This window comes from Enterobacter cloacae complex sp. 2024EL-00214, from assembly GCF_043945575.1.
Lineage (GTDB): Bacteria > Pseudomonadota > Gammaproteobacteria > Enterobacterales > Enterobacteriaceae > Enterobacter > Enterobacter cloacae_P.
In genome coordinates, this window is record NZ_JBIMRC010000001.1 from 156,356 (window position 1) to 174,403 (window position 18,048).

The following is an 18,048-nucleotide window of genomic DNA, read 5'->3' on the forward strand; positions in this document are numbered from 1 at the left end:
TGGCCTCCTCGTTACGCCGCTTTGGGCTGTTTTTCATAGAGGAAATGGAGGATTTGCTGACGCATATGGTGATAGCGGCTGTCTTCCGCCAGCTGTACCCGGTTGCGCGGGCGTGGCAGGTCAACGTGCAGGATCTCTCCCACGGTTGCCGCCGGGCCGTTGGTCATCATCAGCACGCGGTCAGAAAGCAGGACCGCCTCGTCCACATCGTGGGTGATAAGCACAATGGTGGTGTTCAACGTCTGCTGGATTTGCATCACCGAATCCTGCAGATGAGCACGCGTGAGTGCATCCAGCGCCCCGAAAGGTTCATCCATCAGTAACACTTTCGGCTTCATCGCCAGCGCACGGGCGATGCCAACACGCTGTTTCATCCCCCCGGAAATCTCCCCCGGACGTTTATGCAGGGCATGCCCCATCTGCACTCGTTCAAGATTGTGTTCAATCCACTCCCGGCGTTCAGCCTTGCTCATGGTGCGACGAAACACCTGATCCACCGCCAGTGCGACGTTGTCGAAACAGGTCAGCCACGGCAGCAAAGAGTGGTTCTGGAACACCACCGCACGCTCTGGTCCAGGGCCTGCAATTTCGCGGTTATCGCAAATCAGCCCGCCTTCTGTCGGTAAGGTGATCCCGGCGATAAGGTTCAGCAGCGTCGACTTACCGCAGCCGGAGTGGCCAATCAGGCTCACGGTTTCACCTTCGTGAATATCAAAAGAGACGTTTTGCAGCGCCAGAAACTCCCCGCTGGCAGTGGAAAAACGCTGGCTCACGGCCTGTACCTGAATTAACGGTTTCATAGTCACTCCTTATTTTTCCTGCCAGCTAAAGCGACGGGCGATCAGCATCAATCCCTGCTCCAGCAGCAACCCGACCACGCCAATAATGACGATGGCGATGAGAATGTTTTCGACGTTGAGGTTGTTCCACTCATTCCAGATCCAGAAACCGATCCCTAACCCCCCGGTCAGCATCTCGGCGGCAACAATCACCAGCCAGGCAATGCCGATGGACAGGCGTACCCCGGTCAGTACCGCCGGAAGAACCGCCGGAAAGAGGATGCGACGCATAACCGTCCACTCAGAGAGTTGCAGCACACGGGCAACATTGAGGTAATCCTGTGGAATACGACGCACCCCTTCGGCGGTGTTGATCACCATTGGCCAGATCGAGCAGATGAAAATCGTCCAGCTCGATGCCGGTTCCGCTTTCTGGAACAACAGCAGGCCAATGGGCAGCCATGCCAGCGGGCTGACCGGGCGTAACAGGGCGATCAACGGGCCAAACATGCGGGAGAAAAAGGTGAAGCGACCAATCAGAAAACCCAGCGGAATACCTGCCAGCGCCGCCAGACCAAAGCCCACCGCCACGCGCTGCAGTGAGGCGAGTACGTTCCAGCCGATGCCCATATCATTTGGCCCGTCGCGGTAAAACGGGTCGGCAAACAGGGTTAAGGCGGAATCCAGCGTGCTGAGCGGAGTCGGGAAGCCTTTACTGTTAATCGCCGCCAGTTGCCACAGCAACACCAGTAACCCCAGGCCGAGAAACGCCGGAATGATGCGCTGTAAAACGTCATTAAGACGGCGCGTAAACGCTGGCGCACGACGGCGAACCTGTACCGGTGGCAGGCTAATCACCTCCCCACTCACCGGCGTTTTTTCTTTGGATGTCGTACGTTGCAGATGCTGCATAATCAGGCCCCTTTACGGTGAATAGCGAAGCGGTTGGCGTATCCTTCCGGATCGGTGCCGTTCCAGACGGTACCGTCCATCAGGGTGCTGCTGCGATACGGTGACGACGGCGCGGTAATACCACCCACTGCCGTGGCGGCATCCTGCCAGACCGACGTCTGGTTAATGCGTTGTGCGATTGCCGCGTAGTCTGGCGCGGTTTTGAGCAAGCCCCAGCGACGAAACTGGGTTAAGAACCACATGCCGTCGGAGTGATACGGATAGCTGACGGCACCGTCGTTGAAGAAGCGGATCGGATGCGCATCCTGCCAGCGTTGACCAATCCCGTTGTCGTACTCGCCGAGCATCCGCCCGGTGAGATACTGCTCTTTGGTGTTCAGCCACGCCCGGCGAGAAAGGAGCTGCGCAGTTTCACGTTTGTTTTCCGGGGAGGCATCGATCCAGCGGGCGGCATCCAGCACCGCGCTGACCAGAGCCCGCGCGGTATGCGGATTTTTCTCTACCCAGTCTCGACGCGTACCGAGAATTTTTTCCGGATGATCCGCCCAGACAGACTGGGACGTTGCAGCAGTGAACCCGATACGATCGTTAATGGCGCGTGCATTCCACGGCTCGCCGACGCAAAAACCGACCATGTTGCCAATGCGCATGTTCATCACCATTTGCGGGGGCGGAACCACCACGGTACGGATGTCGTCGAACGGATTAATGCCCGCGCTGGCCAGCCAGTAGTAGAGCCACATGGCGTGCGTCCCTGTCGGGAAGGTGTGCGCAAAGGTGTACGTCCCTGGAGCCTGTTGTCCGATCAGCTTTTTCAGCCCGTCGGGATCGCGAACCCCCTTCTCCGCCAGGTCACCTGAGAGCGTAATTGCCTGACCGTTCTGGTTGAGCGTCATCAGGTTCGCCATTGGCTGCGGCTTACCCGCAATGCCCAGTTCCAGCCCGTATAACAGGCCGTAAAGAATGTGTGCAGCATCCAGTTCACCGGCCACCAGTTTGTCGCGTACTGCCGCCCAGCTCGCCTCTTTCGTCGGTACAATGGTAATGCCGTATTTTTTATCGAACCCTTTCAGCGCCGCGATCGCCACCGGGGCGCAATCGGTCAGCGGGATAAACCCGATACGCACTGTCTCCAGCTCCGGTTTATCCGACCCTGCCGCCCACGCAGCCTGCATGACACCCGGTAACAACATTGCGCCACCCGCCAGCATGCTGGCCTGCAAAAACCGCCGTCTCGACACATCCGCCATGACCCACTCCTGAAAAAAAGACAAAAAAAAAGCGCCCGACGGTGCCGGAGCACCGTTGGACGCCTTTATCCCGAAGACGCATGCACCGCCGTTGGCGCATCGTCAAAAATGGTTAATTTGTTAATGCAAAGGGAATGCCAGTTTTTAACCCGCGGTTTTGCTGGTGGTTGCCAGAACGGGCACGCGTTGACGCACCTCAATCAGGCACAAAATGCCCACAACTTGTGCAACTACTCCTTTGGTGTTACCTGCCACAACGTCTTCACGGTAAGCAAAGCGCGGGCGATATCCACCATGCGTTGATTCTTGTCCATCGCCATTTTACGCAGGGCAGTCCACGCCTGCTCTTCGCTCATGCTCTGGTGCATCATCAGCACGCTTTTGGCTTTATCAATGGTTTTGCGCTCCTCGAGCGTATCGCGCAAAGAAGCAAGCTGGCGGGAGAGTTGCTCTATTTCGCGCGCCTGCTGGCGAACCAGGGGTAGCAAGGGTTTATCCGGGTAATGCACAAGGGGATCGTCGTGCTCATCGGCCGGTACCGTAATGTCGTCGTCACTCTGGATGCGCTCATCCACTGCGATCATCAGATCGGCAATCGCCACCTCCTCCAGCGTGCGCAGGTGCTCAAGACGTGTCGTTTGCAGGGAAAACCAGTTCAGCGCGGTGTCACCGTTATCCGCGGCAGGCTGGCGGGTACAGGCCACGCGTCTGAGCTGTTCGATCTCACGCTCTGGCAGGCAGTTGAGGGAGAATGTGTTCTGCACGTCGGCATGACTGTGCGACAAAAAAACCTCAAAACAGGCCTGCTGACCGTCAATGCGGTCAACCAGTCTCTGGCGGGTGTCATCATTAAAATTCCCCAGCGTGAAACCGATGGCACCCAGCGCCCGCTCTTGTCCCACCAGTTCTTTGCCCTGCATCAGGCTATAGAGCGCGACAAAACGGCCTGCAATTTGCGGATCGTCAATGCTGTCATTGAGCTGTGGCACGATACTGAGCAGATGGCGAAGCATGCGACAGTAGTGCTCCATCGCCTGCGGTGACGTGATGGTTTGCTTATTCACCCCGTCACGCAGGGCAGGCAGTATTTCCAGGCTGAGCAGTGCGCTGGCGATACGTTCGCAGACGGCACTGCCTGGCATTGGGGTGTGCTTTTCAAGCATGTCATAAAGCGCGGCGAGATTTTCATCCACCAGACCCCGGCTGGCTTTGCATTCAGGCGCGTACAGCTTACCCTGTGAGCAGAGCCAGACGTTAGATGCCCCACGCTCGCACTGTAGCATATGCACCAGCCGACTGATGCCGCTCACCAGCACACCCAGCTGTGCCAGTTTGCTGAGCTGCTCCCGGCGCATCACTCTTGCGCGCTGGAACCATTCGGTTGCACCTGGCGTACTGCCAGCCATTAATGTCATGCTTACTCTCCCGGATAGCGAATCTCCGGAGAAATAAGCAATATTCGTGCCTTATCAAAGAACAGGAGTCAACATGCAGAAGATTGTGATCGTCGCCAACGGCGCGGCCTACGGCAGCGAATCCCTTTTTAACAGCCTGCGTCTGGCAATCGCACTGCGCGAACGGGAGAGCAACCTGGCGCTACGTCTCTTTTTAATGTCGGATGCCGTCACTGCCGGGCTGAAGGGGCAAAAACCCGCAGAAGGGTACAATATTCAGCAAATGCTGGAGATCCTGACTGCGCAAAATGTACCGGTCAAACTGTGTAAGACCTGCACCGACGGGCGCGGCATTACCGGGCTACCGTTGATTGAGGGGGTTGAAATTGGAACCCTCGTCGAGCTGGCAGAGTGGACGCTGGACGCCGATAAAGTATTAACATTTTAATAATAAATCCGAAAAAATATTATTTTCTTATGGACGCGGTTTCAGCATCAAGTTTACCTGCCAGGTTGCCGATAGGCATGAAAACAACACAGCAGGTATTTTACTTATGTTCAGATCCATTCGTGCACGCATCATTGCCGCGACGACAGGTTGTCTGGTCGTCGCGCTTCTTCTCAATACCGTTATAAACTTCCAGGTCACGCGCCAGGATAACCAGCAATCACAGCGTGATATTCTGAACAGCACCAGTGCCAGCCATAACATGGCGATTGCGGACTGGGTACACAGCAAAATGACGGTGATCGCCTCGGCGCAGACTGTTGCGCTGAGTGACGACCCGGTTCCGGTGTTTAAACAACTCGCCCAGGCGGGTGGGTTTACTAACGTTTATGTTGGCTATACCAGCAAAACGGCGAAATTCTCCGATCCCGCCGGTGTTCCTGCGGATTACGACCCTACCATTCGACCGTGGTATCAGCAGGTAGTCAGCGCTGACGCCCCCGTCGTGACAGCGCCTTACGTTGATGCAGGCACCGGGAAACTGGTGGTGACCTTTGCCGTGCCGGTGAAAGAAAACGGCTCACTGAAAGCGGTCGTCGCCGGTGACGTAGCAATGGACAGCGTGGTGGCTAACGTGCGCGGGATCCATCCTACTCCGGCCAGCAGCGGCTTGCTCCTTGACAGCGATGGCACCGTCATTGCCGCGAACGATCCGGCCCTGACCCTGAAACCCTTTGGCGAAACCATCAAAGACACCGATTTTGCGGCCCTGAAAAGCGGTAACCCGGTTGACGGGTCGCTCAACGGTGTCGAAAAAACCTTCATCGCGACGGCGGTTCCGGGTACCCACTGGATGTTGATCGTGGCGCTCGACAACAGCGATGCCACCTCCGGCATGCGCTCGCTGCTGAAAGCGTCAGCACTGTCGCTGGTGATCCTGGCACTGTTGAGCGGTGCAATTGTTCACTTCCTGATTGCCCGCCTGCTCAAACGGTTGTCCGATATCCGCGACGCGATGAACAACATTGCTAACGGAACTAACGACCTGTCACAGCGTCTGCCAGATAACGGCGAGGATGAAGTGGCGCAAATCGCACATGCATTTAACGCCTTCAGCGATAAGCTCTCGGTGGTAATGGTTCAGCTGCGAGATGCCAGCGCATCGGTGAAAAACGCCGCACAGGAAATTGCCGCCGGTAACCAGGATCTCTCCGGGCGTACCGAGCAGGCCGCCTCCAGTCTGCGTGAAACCGCCAGCGCCGTCGAAGAGATCACCGCTTCGGTGACCCAGTCGAATGAGTCTGCGGCAGAAGCCAACGATCAGGCAAGCAAGGCCTCTGCGGCCGCCTCACGCGGTGGCGAAGTGGTATCTCAGGCCATCAGCACCATGCAGTCTATCGAAGTGGCGTCAGCGAAAATTGGCGATATTACCAGCGTAATTGACGGCATTGCTTTCCAGACCAACATTCTGGCACTGAACGCCTCGGTGGAAGCGGCCCGTGCCGGGGAACAAGGCCGTGGGTTTGCGGTGGTTGCGGGTGAAGTGCGTAACCTGGCCAGCCGCAGTGCTCAGGCGGCAAAAGAGATCAAAACGCTGATCGACTCCACCACCAACAGCGTGGCAACCGGCTCTCGCTACGTTCACCTGGCAGGGGAAAGCATGAATGAGATCCGCTCCAGCATCGGTAGCGTTTCGGGCATCATGCGTGAGATTTCCATTGCCACCAGCGAGCAGATGAAAGGTATTCACGAGATTAACCATGCAGTTACCCATCTCGACAGGATGGTACAACAGAATGCTGAGCTGGTGGTGCAATCCGCCGCTGCAGCCAGCGCCCTGCAAAGCCAGGCGGGTGACCTTGCTGAAACAGCCGGACATTTCCGCATTTAATTTTCTTCTGACGCGCGTTAGCCTGGTGAAACGCGCGTCAGCTGAAAGCTTTCAGGTGTTTTGTCATTTTTGTTTAAATGTTATGCCATTTTTTGATCAAAATCAGCATCCCACCCCCTCCCCTTTGGTGTTATGCAGTGAGTGAATTGTGAACAACATCACGCTCGGAATGGGTTGCAGGGAGAGCGTTGTTTAAGACGACGGGGTAAAAAATGGCACTGGTTAAAACAAGTTTGAAACTGTTTGGCGGGGATACAATAGTGGTTCGTTGCTCAGAGCGCTGCCGTATTCATCTGATGAGTTCAAAAGCGCAGCGGCAATCGCAGGCAGACATTCTGACCGTACAGGATGACAAAGCGTGGCTTACTGTGCCGTATACCGGCACATGGGATGTTCTGATTGACAGCCACAGCCAGTCGCTGGAGCATTCAGTCAGCTACGTTGCGGCATAATACACGAACGCCCGGTCTGCTCTCTTGCAGCCGGGCGTATTGTCAGGCAAAACCCGGGTGCAGCGGGTTATTCAGCACATTTCCTTCCAGCAGCGCTTTCACCTTCACCACCAGTTCATCCAGACAATCGTCCTTCATGCCGAGGCGCGTCAGTTCCTGATCGAGGGAAAAAAGATACTGTGCATTAGTACCCAGCGGCCCGCTGGCGGCAGCAATTAACGGAGCAATTACCTGCGTGCGGGTATCCGCTTCATACAGCGGATGGCGCGGATCCATAATAAACACCAGCGCATTGACGGTGCGACCGTCGTCAAGCTCCAGCTTGCACCAGCCTGGCATATAGCAGCCGGTGATCATCTCGCGCTTCCACAACAGCGTCAGCTCATCTTCCAGAGTTGCATCCGGCAGACGGTATGCCACGCCCGTGGTGCGTCCGCCCTCTTTCAGTGCAAGCATGCGTCCTGGCTGACAGGCACTTCCGCGCCCGGCGGTCAGGCGCAAACAAAATGCGCGGTGCCAGCCAGGGAGCGTACCTGTTGCTGATTCAATAAATTCCAGAGCCGGGTTCCACATCAGCGAACCGTAGCCAAAAATCCATACCGGGCCATCATCCGGGCGACACGCCAGCGTAGCAGCGAGCGATGCTGCACGTTGTTCAGCCGACCAGAGAAGCGATTCCTCAATAGCACCAAATGCCGTCTTACAATCTGCCTTCATTAAGAAATCACGCGTTAACACTTTACACCTCCGCCACTGCATGCTTCCTTGCGACATCTGTAATTCGCCTTCCCGGCATTATGTGCTGGTCATTTTGCCAGCAGTTAATTAACGATAAGCAATTCACAGGCCAGTTGCAATACAACGGAAGTTCAACCGCCTGAAAAGTCAAAACAAAGGCAGCTAATTATTTCATGGCGGGAAGCTCATTTGGCATGTTATCTGGTAACGTATACTTCATTTTATATAGTATCACTACGTCCTGTTTTCACTACTGAATAGCGCTTTTCTGTCGCTAATAAAGATTGAAATCATGAATTATTACAATCATTAATTGACTGTTATTTAATGTTTATTCATAAAAGAGTCGCTATTATGTCACTCTGAATGGCAATGTCCTTATCAAGGTAAAATTAAGTAAAAATTAAAGGGAATTTAACAGAGTTCTGTTAGTTTAACGCCCTCAAAATTCTATCTATAATTACAAGCACCTGCATTGATGGAGAAGCACATGACAGCAACACACGAGGCGGTAAAGACCCGCCACAAGGAGACGTCTCTCATTTTCCCGGTTCTGGCGCTGGCGGTGCTGCTCTTCTGGGGAAGCAGTCAGTCACTGCCAGTGGTGGTTGGTATCAATATTCTCGCGTTGGTGGGGATCTTAAGCAGTGCCTTTAGCGTGGTACGCCATGCCGACGTCTTAGCCCACCGTCTGGGCGAGCCATATGGCTCATTAATTTTAAGTCTTTCCGTTATTATTCTCGAAGTCAGCCTGATTTCCGCGCTAATGGCAACCGGGGATGCTGCCCCCACGCTAATGCGCGACACGCTCTATTCCATCATTATGATTGTAACGGGCGGTCTGGTGGGTTTCTCTCTGTTATTAGGTGGCCGTAAATTTGCCACCCAATATATGAACCTGTTTGGCATTAAACAGTATCTTATCGCCCTGTTCCCGCTGGCCATTATCGTGCTGGTCTTCCCGATGGCACTGCCTGGCGCGAACTTCACTACCGGGCAGGCCTTACTGGTGGCGCTGATTTCTGCGGCTATGTATGGCGTATTCCTGCTTATTCAGACCAAAACGCACCAGAGCCTGTTTGTATACGAGCATGAAGATGATAGCGACGACGACGATCCGCACCACGGTAAGCCGTCCGCCCACAGCAGCCTATGGCACACCGTTTGGCTCCTTGTGCATCTGATTGCGGTTATCGCCGTGACCAAGATGAACGCGAACCCGCTGGAGACACTGCTAACTGAGCTGAATGCTCCGGTGGCGTTTACCGGTTTCCTGGTGGCGCTGCTCATTCTCTCCCCTGAAGGGCTGGGGGCGCTGAAGGCGGTGCTGAGCAATCAGGTGCAGCGTGCAATGAACCTGTTCTTCGGCTCCGTGCTGGCGACTATCTCACTCACCGTTCCGGTGGTGACGCTGATTGCCTTTATGACCGGCAACGCGTTGCAGTTTGCGCTGGGCGCGCCAGAGATGATTGTGATGGTAGCGTCGCTGGTGCTGTGCCATATCTCTTTCTCAACCGGACGCACAAACGTGCTGAACGGTGCGGCACATATGGCGCTGTTTGTGGCGTATCTGATGACGATATTTGCGTAGTTTTCATCCGCTGCGGCCTGATGCCCTCACCCAACCCTCTCCCACAGGGTTGAGGGATCCCCACAAATTACAGGTTGGCACAGAATACCCCCTCTCCCTTGAGGGAGAGGGCTGGGGTGAGGGGGAATATAAAGCAGTAGTGGTTATTCCGTTCACTTTATGTTGATTGCTACTCTGTAACGACGATACAAGTGAACGTGCCAGGGCGGTTCACCGCCACCGCCCTGGCAACCCGGGCTCCCGGCAGGAAAATCGCCGCTGCGCGGTACCCTCAGCTTATTCCTTCAGGCTTCGGGTCGGGCATTAGCCTGCATCCCTGCAGGCAATGCCCTCTCGGCGCATCCCTGCGCCTCGCCCCGGCCTTACGGAAACGCTTCGGCGATTTTCAGCCGGACCATGGAGTCGCTATAAGTCTTATATTTCAATGAAATAGTTTAATTGCTTAAGAAGAACAAAATTACTGGGGAACCCTCAGCCCTGCGGGAGAGGGAGAAAACATAAAAAAACCCGCCGAAGCGGGTTTTTTTATTAGTTGCTGGTATCCAGCTCGTCGAAGCTTTTCACCAGATCGTCAATTGCTTTGATCTGTTTCAGGAACGGCTCCAGCTTGTCCAGCGGCAGCGCCGATGGGCCATCGCATTTCGCGTGAGCCGGATCCGGGTGCGCTTCAATGAACAGACCTGCCAGGCCGGTTGCCATACCGGCGCGCGCCAGTTCCGTTACCTGCGCACGACGGCCACCAGACGCTGCACCAAACGGGTCGCGGCACTGCAGGGCGTGGGTCACATCGAAGATCACCGGAGACTGGTTGGACACGTTCTTCATCACGCTGAAACCCAGCATATCCACAACCAGGTTGTCATAACCGAAGTTTGAACCACGGTCACACAGAATAACCTTGTCGTTACCCCCTTCGATAAACTTATCGACGATGTTACCCATCTGGCCAGGGCTTACGAACTGTGGTTTTTTCACGTTGATCACGGCACCGGTTTTCGCCATTGCGGCAACCAGGTCGGTCTGGCGAGCCAGGAACGCAGGAAGCTGGATCACATCTACCACGTCAGCCACTGGCTGCGCCTGCGCAGCTTCATGCACGTCGGTGATCACTTTCACGCCAAAGGTCTGTTTCAGCTCCTGGAAAATCTTCATTCCCTCTTCCAGGCCCGGGCCACGGTAAGAGTTGATAGAGGAGCGGTTGGCTTTGTCAAAAGAGGCTTTAAACACGTACGGAATGCCCAGTTTCTGGGTCACGGTCACGTAGTGCTCGCAAATGCGCATCGCAAGATCACGTGATTCCAGCACGTTCATGCCGCCAAACAGCACGAACGGCAGGTCGTTTGCCACGTTGATGTCACCAATGCTAACCACTTTTTGTTTCATAGGATCGCCTTATTCAGGTGTGAATCGGAATTAAGATTAATGCAGTGTAATTTGTTTGTGCGAGATCGCGTTGATCTGCGCGCGGATCATTTCGCTGATCGGGTCTTCCGGGCATTGCTCCACAAAATAGCTCAAATCATTCAGCGCCACATGCTCACAGTCGAGCTGGGCATAGATAAGGCCACGATCGCGGATTTCGTACGGATCTTCCGGATTAAACTGCAGCAGCACTTCACTGGCACGCAGCGCCAGCTCCATCTGCCGCTCTTCCATCAGCGCAGACTTCAGCGTATCCAGCAGCTTGCGGATAACCTCTGAGTTATCGGCTTCGTCGAGATCTTCGTTGAAGAGTTCGGCCACCGGGCTGATATTACCTTTCAGCCACACGTCCAGCGTATGTTCATCCAGCGTGTCGCCATTAAATGGATTGATTAACCACATCTCGCCGTCCAGCCACTCCGCCCGCAGGATCATCTGCGTCGGGAAGATGACCGGCACCAGCGGGATATCCAGACGGTGTGCGACCCACAGCAAAATAGAACCCAGCGCCACAGCGCTGCCCTGACGATTTTTTAAGACCTGGTCCAGCCATAATGCGTCAGACAGGCGATACACGCCACGCGTGTCGCAGAAACCCCATTCGCCGTAGAAAAGCTCAATAAGCTTCTCTAATTGCCAGTCCTGCGGGCGCGCCTGATTGATCTCTTCACGCGCCAGACTGACCAGATTTTCCAGCTCCGCGTAGACGTACTGCGACGTAAAATCGTCGCGGATCATCTCCGAAATCAGGATCATTCCATCGCAGAGCGGCACTTTGTTAAATTCGAAATCGGCTAAGGACTTCATGACTTACCCCAGTAACGGTATTCTTGTGGTGGCGAGTTTAATGATGATGTACAGCACCACCAGACCCAGCAGAAAGGCAATAAACCCGGTCTGCTGGCTGCGCGGACGACGACGCCCAAGCGCGATAAAACCCAAAACGATGTAGATGATAACGCCAAACAGCTTTTCAGTCAGCCATGTACCTTTATCAGTAAAAGGCAGATAGCCCGTCTTCCACATTAACCCGGCGCCAGAGAGAAACAGCACCGTGTCGATACAGTGTGGTGCAATTCGCACCCAGCGGAGGTCAATCAGTGGATTATTGCTGTAGCGCCACCAGTACCGCACGATGAAAAAACCGATGGTCATCGCAACGGCGAGCAGGTGAACAGTTATCAGCACGGTAAACAGACTCATGACCACTGCCCCAGCGTCAGACGGTCATTGCCGCCGTAATCGCGGCAGGTTTCTACCGCGGTGTACCCTGCTTGCGTAAACAGAGCACGGACAGCTTCTCCTTGCGTCCAGCCATGTTCCACCAGCAGCCAGCCACCGGGAAGCAAATGTTGTCGTGACGTTGTCACAATGTGATCAAGATCGGCTAAACCTTCGTTGGCCGCAACCAGTGCCGTCAGCGGCTCAAAGCGAACATCTCCCTGCGCGAGGTGCGGGTCGTGTTCGTCAATGTAGGGAGGATTACTGACAATCATCTCAAACGCGCGGTTCTCAAGTGCGCTGAACCAGCTGCTTTGCAGCACCGTCACATTGCGGAATCCGAGATGTTCGACATTTCGCTGTGCCAGTGCCACTGCGTCAGGCATCACGTCAACCGCCGTCACGTCGCAGTCCGGGCGTTCGCTGGCAAGCGCCAGCGCAATCGCGCCAGTACCGGTACCGAGATCGAGAATACGACAGTGGTTTGCCGGTAAACGCGCCAGCGCCTGCTCCACCAGACACTCGGTGTCCGGCCGGGGGATCAGGGTGGCGGGTGAGACAAACAGCGGCAATGACCAGAATTCACGCTCACCAACCAGATGCGCCACCGGCTCACCGGTTTTACGCCGGGCAAGCAGCGCGGTAAGTTGTGTTTCCTGTTCAGCAGTCAGCACCGTCTCGCCGAAGGCAAGCAGGTAAGTACGGGTTTTCCCCGTCACATACTCCAGCAAAATTTCAGCGTCGCGTTTAGGGCTTTCACTTTCAGAAAGCGCACTGGCGGCATGGCGTAACCAGTGTTGAAAATCCATTATTCCTGCTCGGACAATGCCGCCAGCTGGTCGGCCTGATATTCCTGCACGATAGGCTCAATCAGCATATCGAGTTTACCTTCCATCGTTTCATCCAGACGGTATAACGTCAGGTTGATGCGGTGGTCGGTCACGCGCCCCTGCGGGAAGTTATAGGTGCGGTTACGATCGCTACGATCGCCACTGCCCAGCAGGTTACGACGGGTAGACGCTTCCGCCTGCTGGCGTTTTGCCACTTCGGCGGCACGAATACGCGCCCCGAGCACGGAGAGGGCTTTGGCTTTGTTTTTGTGCTGGGAACGTTCATCCTGGCACTCAACCACAATGCCGGTTGGCAGGTGGGTAATACGGATTGCGGAGTCGGTGGTGTTAACGTGCTGACCACCCGCCCCTGAGGAACGGAAGGTGTCAATGCGCAGATCCGCCGGATTGATGTCCGGCAGTTCCGCTTCCGGCAGCTCAGGCATGACCGCCACCGTACAGGCGGAAGTGTGGATACGTCCCTGTGATTCGGTAGCCGGAACGCGCTGTACGCGGTGACCACCGGATTCAAACTTCAGACGGCCGTACACGCCGTCGCCGCTGATCTTGGCAATCACCTCTTTGAAACCGCCATGCTCGCCTTCGTTGGCACTCATGATTTCCACGCGCCAGCGACGCGCTTCCGCGTAACGGCTGTACATGCGGAACAGATCACCCGCAAACAGCGCCGCTTCGTCACCGCCGGTACCGGCGCGGACTTCCACGAAGGCGTTACGTTCATCGTCCGGATCTTTTGGCAGCAGGAGCACCTGGAGCTGTTGCTCCATCTCTTCTGAACGCGTTTTCGCGTCCAGCAGCTCTTCCTGCGCCATTTCACGCATTTCAGGGTCGTCGAGCATCATCTGCGCGGTTTCAATATCTTCCTGGACCTGTCGCCAGTCGGTAAAGCATTTTGCAACATCACTTAACTGCGCGTACTCACGCGACAGTGCGCGAAAACGTTCCTGGTCTGCAATAGTCCCGGCATCACCGAGCAGCGCCTGTACTTCTTCATGGCGCTCATGCAGAGCTTCCAGTTTGGCGACGATAGAAGGCTTCATAGGCGTAAATGCACCTTGTAATAGAAAATGGGTATAGCGCGCTATTCCAGCCCGAGGCTGTTGCGCAGAATAGTCAGGCGTTCATCGTCCCCGTCCCGGGCAGCCTGCTGGAGAGATTTGGTTGGTGCATGGATCAGGCGATTGGTCAGTTTCCAGGCCAGATCCTGCAGAATGGCTTGTGCGTCGCCGCCCTGTTCAAGGGCCGCCAGCGCTTTGGCAGTCAGGTCATCACGCACCTGTTCCGCCTGCCCGCGGTAATCGCGGATAGTCTCGCTGACGCTTTGCGCGCGCAGCCAGGCCATAAATTCGCTGGTTTCCTGCTCAACGATGGTTTCCGCCTGAACCGCCGCCGCTTTACGCTGGGCAAGGTTGTGCGAAATGATGCTTTGCAGGTCATCCACGCTGTAAAGATAGGCGTTAGCCAGTTTGCCGACTTCAGGCTCGACATCACGCGGGACGGCGATATCCACCAGCAGCATCGGCTGATTACGACGGGACTTCAGCGCTCGTTCCACCATCCCTTTGCCAATTATGGGCAGCGGGCTGGCAGTAGAACTGATAATAATATCCGCCTCTTTCAGGCGTTCATCGATGTCGCTCAGCGCAACCACCTCTGCGCCCACTTCGTCCGCCAGCACCTGCGCACGTTCGCGGGTACGGTTAGCGATAATCATCTTTTTCACCTTGTGCTCGCGCAGATGGCGCGCCACAAGCTCGATGGTTTCGCCTGCGCCAACCAGCAACACGGTGACAGTCGACAAGGATTCAAAGATTTGACGCGCGAGGGTACAGGCCGCGAAAGCAACAGAAACCGCACTGGCACCAATGTCGGTTTCGGTTCGCACACGCTTTGCCACAGAGAAAGACTTCTGGAACATACGCTCCAGTTCGCTGGCTTTCAGGTGTCCTTTTTGTGAATCTGCAAACGCCTTCTTCACCTGACCGAGAATTTGTGGTTCGCCCAGCACCAGTGAATCCAGCCCGCTGGCCACCCGCATCAGATGGCTGACCGCATCGTTGTCCTGATGCCAGTACAGACTGGTGCGCAGCTCTTCTTCATTGAGATTGTGGTAGTCACATAACCAGCGGATAAGCGCTTCATGCAGGTTGTCCTGCTCTTCCACGCTTAAGTAAAGCTCGGTACGGTTGCACGTCGAGAGTACCACGCCGCCCTGCACCATCGGCTGTGCAAGCAGGCTATCCAGCGCCAGGTCGAGCGTATCCGGCGAAAACGTTACGCGTTCTCGCAGCGAAACCGGGGCTGTTTTGTGGTTAATACCGAGTGCTAATAGGGTCATGTTGAGCGGGAGTAGTACCAGCGTTAATAAGGTTAGCAAGATGCATCATACAGGATGCGCGAGATCAATAAAAGAGACTGCACCCTTTCGGAGTAATAGGTTATACAACGCTTTGAGATAATTTGAACGTAGACGGTGGCACCCTTCAACGCTAGCATTAACAGTTATAACTGCAACGTATCTCAAGGATTTGTCATCATTATGACCCGACTGATTCGCCTGCTGCCTCTGGCGGCGCTGGTTCTGACCGCGTGTTCAATCACCCCACCCAAAGGTCCAGGTAAAAGTCCTGACTCGCCGCAGTGGCGTCAGCACCAGCAAGATGTGCGCAATTTAAGTCAGTATCAGACCCGTGGTGCCTTTGCTTATCTGTCTGACGAGCAAAAAGTGTATGCGCGATTCTTCTGGCAGCAAACAGGTCAGGACAACTACCGTCTGCTGCTGTTAAACCCGCTGGGCAGCACCGAGCTGGAGCTTGTCGCCAAACCAGGTGAAGCGCAGGTAACCGATAACAAAGGCCAGCACTACACGGCCACCGATGCCGAAGAGATGATTGGCAAGCTGACCGGTATGCCAATCCCGCTGAACAGTTTGCGCCAGTGGATCCTTGGCCTGCCGGGTGAGGCGACCGACTACACCCTCGACGATCAGTACCGTCTGAGCCAGGTGAACTACGCCCAGAACGGCAAAACCTGGAAAGTGGTGTACAACGCCTATGACAGCAACAGTAAACCGTCGCTGCCATCCAATATGGAGCTGACGCAGGGCAGCCAGCGCATCAAGCTGAAAATGGACAACTGGATCGTTAAATGATGACCCACTGGCCCTCTCCTGCAAAACTGAACCTGTTTTTATACATCACCGGGCAGCGTGCTGACGGTTACCACACCCTGCAGACGCTATTTCAGTTTGTCGATTATGGCGACACCATCTCCATTGAGCTGCGCGATGACGGCCAGATTTGCCTGCTGACGCCCGTTGAAGGTGTCGCGCACGAAGACAATCTGATCGTTCGCGCCGCGCGACTGCTGATGAAAGCGGCAGCCGACACGGGTCGGTTACCTGCGGGGAGCGGCGCGGATATCCGCATTGAGAAGCGTCTGCCGATGGGCGGTGGTCTGGGTGGTGGTTCGTCGAACGCGGCCACCGTGCTGGTTGCACTGAACCATCTCTGGGGCTGCGGGTTGTCGAAAGACGAGCTGGCGGCCTTAGGGTTAACGCTGGGTGCTGATGTGCCGGTGTTTGTGCGCGGCCATGCCGCTTTCGCGGAAGGGATTGGCGAAATCCTCTCCCCGGTTGAACCGCCGGAAAAATGGTATCTGGTTGCCCACCCGGGTGTCAGCATTCCGACCCCGGTTATCTTCAAAGATCCTGACCTGCCACGAAATACTCCGGTGCGGTCAATAGAAACGTTATTAAATTGTGAATTCAGCAACGATTGCGAGGATATCGCAAGAAAACGTTTTCGCGAGGTTGATGCGGTGCTTTCCTGGCTGTTAGAATACGCGCCGTCGCGCCTGACTGGTACAGGGGCCTGTGTCTTTGCTGAATTTGACACCGAATCCGCCGCTCGTCAGGTGCTTGAGCAAGCGCCGGTTTGGCTGCATGGTTTTGTAGCACGCGGGATGAACACCTCCCCACTACAGCACGCCATTCTGGCGCAGACTGAGTTTCGGTGACAACGTCACCCTGTTCCAGACGTTGCATCGCGCTCATTAATACACCGCCTGGATAGTTTTCGCCTGGCCCGCACAGTTTTTGGCGAAGGTTATCCACCACTGGACGCATGCCTGAGGTTCTTCTCGTGCCTGATATGAAGCTTTTTGCTGGTAACGCCACCCCGGAACTAGCACAACGTATTGCCAACCGCCTGTACACTTCCCTCGGCGACGCCGCCGTAGGTCGCTTTAGCGACGGCGAAGTCAGCGTACAAATTAACGAAAATGTACGCGGTGGTGATATTTTCATCATCCAGTCCACCTGTGCTCCAACAAACGACAACCTGATGGAATTGGTTGTTATGGTCGATGCGCTGCGTCGTGCTTCCGCAGGCCGTATCACTGCTGTTATCCCTTACTTTGGCTATGCTCGTCAGGACCGTCGCGTTCGTTCCGCGCGTGTGCCTATCACGGCCAAAGTTGTCGCTGACTTCCTGTCCAGCGTCGGTGTTGACCGCGTTCTGACCGTTGACCTGCACGCAGAGCAGATCCAGGGCTTCTTCGACGTTCCGGTTGATAACGTATTTGGCAGTCCAATCCTGCTGGAAGATATGCTGCAGCTGAACCTGGACAACCCAATTGTGGTTTCTCCGGACATCGGCGGCGTAGTACGTGCACGTGCTATTGCTAAGCTGCTGAACGATACCGACATGGCCATCATCGACAAACGCCGTCCGCGTGCTAACGTTTCTCAGGTGATGCACATCATCGGTGACGTGGCTGGCCGCGACTGCGTGCTGGTTGACGACATGATCGATACCGGCGGTACGCTGTGTAAAGCAGCCGAAGCGCTGAAAGAACGTGGTGCCAAGCGCGTGTTCGCTTACGCGACTCACCCGATCTTCTCCGGCAACGCGGTGAATAATCTCCGTAACTCCGTTATCGACGAAGTGGTAGTGTGCGATACCATCCCGCTGAGTGATGAGATCAAAGCACTGCCAAACGTACGTACGTTAACCCTGTCCGGGATGCTGGCCGAAGCGATTCGTCGTATCAGCAACGAAGAATCCATCTCTGCAATGTTCGAGCACTGATCGAACACG

The 18,048-nt window shown here is 55.4% G+C and carries 18 protein-coding genes; 7 read left to right on the top strand and 11 right to left on the bottom strand.

What is annotated here, in order from left to right; translation table 11 throughout:
* Positions 1 to 11: 11 nt before the first annotated feature.
* The 4 genes from ACHHZ6_RS00735 to nasR form a co-directional block, all read right to left on the bottom strand.
* Positions 12 to 800 carry an ABC transporter ATP-binding protein gene (locus tag ACHHZ6_RS00735; RefSeq protein ID WP_182271699.1) on the bottom strand — a complete coding sequence of 263 codons (789 nt, stop codon included), beginning with the start codon at positions 798 to 800 and terminating at the stop codon, positions 12 to 14.
* Between the two features lie 9 nt (positions 801 to 809).
* Positions 810 to 1,691 carry a nitrate ABC transporter permease gene (ntrB, locus tag ACHHZ6_RS00740; RefSeq protein WP_182271700.1) on the bottom strand — a complete coding sequence of 294 codons (882 nt, stop codon included), beginning with the start codon at positions 1,689 to 1,691 and terminating at the stop codon, positions 810 to 812.
* Between the two features lie 2 nt (positions 1,692 to 1,693).
* Positions 1,694 to 2,941, bottom strand: coding sequence for a CmpA/NrtA family ABC transporter substrate-binding protein (locus ACHHZ6_RS00745; RefSeq protein ID WP_182919937.1), 1,248 nt, complete (start codon positions 2,939 to 2,941; stop codon positions 1,694 to 1,696).
* A 230-nt stretch (positions 2,942 to 3,171) separates the two neighbouring features.
* Positions 3,172 to 4,356, bottom strand: a complete 1,185-nt coding sequence (gene nasR, locus ACHHZ6_RS00750; RefSeq protein ID WP_395121538.1) for a nitrate regulatory protein NasR — start codon at positions 4,354 to 4,356, stop codon at positions 3,172 to 3,174.
* 73 nt (positions 4,357 to 4,429) lie between these two features.
* On the opposite strand from nasR, the gene ACHHZ6_RS00755 reads away from it, so the two are divergent.
* From ACHHZ6_RS00755 to ACHHZ6_RS00765, 3 genes are all read left to right on the top strand, one after another.
* Complete coding sequence (locus ACHHZ6_RS00755; RefSeq protein WP_182271703.1) at positions 4,430 to 4,783, top strand: DsrE/DsrF/TusD sulfur relay family protein; 354 nt, start codon at positions 4,430 to 4,432, stop codon at positions 4,781 to 4,783.
* Positions 4,784 to 4,889: 106 nt separating this feature from the next.
* Complete coding sequence (locus ACHHZ6_RS00760) at positions 4,890 to 6,674, top strand: methyl-accepting chemotaxis protein (protein ID WP_182271704.1); 1,785 nt, start codon at positions 4,890 to 4,892, stop codon at positions 6,672 to 6,674.
* A gap of 212 nt (positions 6,675 to 6,886) precedes the next feature.
* A complete protein-coding gene (locus tag ACHHZ6_RS00765) occupies positions 6,887 to 7,126 on the top strand; it encodes a DUF1883 domain-containing protein (RefSeq protein WP_182271705.1) in 240 nt (79 codons plus the stop codon).
* Positions 7,127 to 7,168: 42 nt separating this feature from the next.
* Here ACHHZ6_RS00765 and ACHHZ6_RS00770 read toward each other — a convergent pair whose 3' ends face one another.
* On the bottom strand, positions 7,169 to 7,864 hold the full coding sequence (locus tag ACHHZ6_RS00770) for a gamma-glutamylcyclotransferase (RefSeq protein ID WP_182919935.1): 696 nt from the start codon (positions 7,862 to 7,864) through the stop codon (positions 7,169 to 7,171).
* 490 nt (positions 7,865 to 8,354) lie between these two features.
* On the opposite strand from ACHHZ6_RS00770, the gene chaA reads away from it, so the two are divergent.
* Positions 8,355 to 9,455 carry a sodium-potassium/proton antiporter ChaA gene (gene chaA, locus ACHHZ6_RS00775; protein ID WP_395121541.1) on the top strand — a complete coding sequence of 367 codons (1,101 nt, stop codon included), beginning with the start codon at positions 8,355 to 8,357 and terminating at the stop codon, positions 9,453 to 9,455.
* A 528-nt stretch (positions 9,456 to 9,983) separates the two neighbouring features.
* On the opposite strand, the gene kdsA is transcribed toward chaA, so the two are convergent.
* Genes kdsA through hemA form a run of 6 tightly spaced genes read right to left on the bottom strand, consistent with a single transcriptional unit; the run spans position 9,984 to position 15,287 of the window.
* On the bottom strand, positions 9,984 to 10,838 hold the full coding sequence (gene kdsA / locus ACHHZ6_RS00780) for a 3-deoxy-8-phosphooctulonate synthase (RefSeq protein ID WP_182271709.1): 855 nt from the start codon (positions 10,836 to 10,838) through the stop codon (positions 9,984 to 9,986).
* Positions 10,839 to 10,874: 36 nt separating this feature from the next.
* Positions 10,875 to 11,684, bottom strand: coding sequence for an invasion regulator SirB1 (gene sirB1, locus ACHHZ6_RS00785; RefSeq protein ID WP_182919933.1), 810 nt, complete (start codon positions 11,682 to 11,684; stop codon positions 10,875 to 10,877).
* A 3-nt stretch (positions 11,685 to 11,687) separates the two neighbouring features.
* Positions 11,688 to 12,080: an invasion regulator SirB2 gene (gene sirB2, locus ACHHZ6_RS00790; protein ID WP_182271711.1), complete on the bottom strand. Its 393-nt coding sequence runs from the start codon at positions 12,078 to 12,080 to the stop codon at positions 11,688 to 11,690.
* Positions 12,077 to 12,907: a peptide chain release factor N(5)-glutamine methyltransferase gene (gene prmC, locus ACHHZ6_RS00795; RefSeq protein WP_395121543.1), complete on the bottom strand. Its 831-nt coding sequence runs from the start codon at positions 12,905 to 12,907 to the stop codon at positions 12,077 to 12,079. Before prmC ends, sirB2 begins: the two co-directional genes overlap by 4 nt.
* Positions 12,907 to 13,989 carry a peptide chain release factor 1 gene (prfA, locus tag ACHHZ6_RS00800; RefSeq protein ID WP_182271713.1) on the bottom strand — a complete coding sequence of 361 codons (1,083 nt, stop codon included), beginning with the start codon at positions 13,987 to 13,989 and terminating at the stop codon, positions 12,907 to 12,909. The genes prmC and prfA overlap by 1 nt, the downstream gene beginning before the upstream one ends.
* A 41-nt stretch (positions 13,990 to 14,030) precedes the next feature.
* The gene (gene hemA / locus ACHHZ6_RS00805) at positions 14,031 to 15,287 is read right to left on the bottom strand and encodes a glutamyl-tRNA reductase (RefSeq protein ID WP_182274527.1); all 1,257 of its coding nucleotides are present in this window, start codon (positions 15,285 to 15,287) and stop codon (positions 14,031 to 14,033) included.
* A gap of 201 nt (positions 15,288 to 15,488) precedes the next feature.
* Here hemA and lolB point away from each other — a divergent pair, with 201 nt between their 5' ends.
* The 3 genes from lolB (at position 15,489) to prs (ending at position 18,039) form a co-directional block, all read left to right on the top strand.
* The gene (gene lolB / locus ACHHZ6_RS00810; protein WP_182271714.1) at positions 15,489 to 16,100 is read left to right on the top strand and encodes a lipoprotein insertase outer membrane protein LolB; all 612 of its coding nucleotides are present in this window, start codon (positions 15,489 to 15,491) and stop codon (positions 16,098 to 16,100) included.
* Positions 16,097 to 16,966, top strand: a complete 870-nt coding sequence (ispE, locus tag ACHHZ6_RS00815) for a 4-(cytidine 5'-diphospho)-2-C-methyl-D-erythritol kinase (protein WP_182271715.1) — start codon at positions 16,097 to 16,099, stop codon at positions 16,964 to 16,966. The genes lolB and ispE overlap by 4 nt, the downstream gene beginning before the upstream one ends.
* Positions 16,967 to 17,091: 125 nt before the next feature.
* Positions 17,092 to 18,039, top strand: coding sequence for a ribose-phosphate diphosphokinase (prs, locus tag ACHHZ6_RS00820; protein WP_003856663.1), 948 nt, complete (start codon positions 17,092 to 17,094; stop codon positions 18,037 to 18,039).
* Positions 18,040 to 18,048: the final 9 nt, after the last annotated feature.

Bases quoted from the DNA above. Each gene is read 5' to 3' on its own strand.
- ACHHZ6_RS00735 (WP_182271699.1), bottom strand. From the start codon at position 800: ATGAAACCGTTAATTCAGGTACAGGCCGTGAGCCAGCGTTTTTCCACT.
- ntrB (WP_182271700.1), bottom strand. From the start codon at position 1,691: ATGCAGCATCTGCAACGTACGACATCCAAAGAAAAAACGCCGGTGAGT.
- ACHHZ6_RS00745 (WP_182919937.1), bottom strand. From the start codon at position 2,941: ATGGCGGATGTGTCGAGACGGCGGTTTTTGCAGGCCAGCATGCTGGCG.
- nasR (WP_395121538.1), bottom strand. From the start codon at position 4,356: ATGACATTAATGGCTGGCAGTACGCCAGGTGCAACCGAATGGTTCCAG.
- ACHHZ6_RS00755 (WP_182271703.1), top strand. From the start codon at position 4,430: ATGCAGAAGATTGTGATCGTCGCCAACGGCGCGGCCTACGGCAGCGAA.
- ACHHZ6_RS00760 (WP_182271704.1), top strand. From the start codon at position 4,890: ATGTTCAGATCCATTCGTGCACGCATCATTGCCGCGACGACAGGTTGT.
- ACHHZ6_RS00765 (WP_182271705.1), top strand. From the start codon at position 6,887: ATGGCACTGGTTAAAACAAGTTTGAAACTGTTTGGCGGGGATACAATA.
- chaA (WP_395121541.1), top strand. From the start codon at position 8,355: ATGACAGCAACACACGAGGCGGTAAAGACCCGCCACAAGGAGACGTCT.
- kdsA (WP_182271709.1), bottom strand. From the start codon at position 10,838: ATGAAACAAAAAGTGGTTAGCATTGGTGACATCAACGTGGCAAACGAC.
- sirB1 (WP_182919933.1), bottom strand. From the start codon at position 11,684: ATGAAGTCCTTAGCCGATTTCGAATTTAACAAAGTGCCGCTCTGCGAT.
- sirB2 (WP_182271711.1), bottom strand. From the start codon at position 12,080: ATGAGTCTGTTTACCGTGCTGATAACTGTTCACCTGCTCGCCGTTGCG.
- prmC (WP_395121543.1), bottom strand. From the start codon at position 12,907: ATGGATTTTCAACACTGGTTACGCCATGCCGCCAGTGCGCTTTCTGAA.
- prfA (WP_182271713.1), bottom strand. From the start codon at position 13,989: ATGAAGCCTTCTATCGTCGCCAAACTGGAAGCTCTGCATGAGCGCCAT.
- hemA (WP_182274527.1), bottom strand. From the start codon at position 15,287: ATGACCCTATTAGCACTCGGTATTAACCACAAAACAGCCCCGGTTTCG.
- lolB (WP_182271714.1), top strand. From the start codon at position 15,489: ATGACCCGACTGATTCGCCTGCTGCCTCTGGCGGCGCTGGTTCTGACC.
- ispE (WP_182271715.1), top strand. From the start codon at position 16,097: ATGATGACCCACTGGCCCTCTCCTGCAAAACTGAACCTGTTTTTATAC.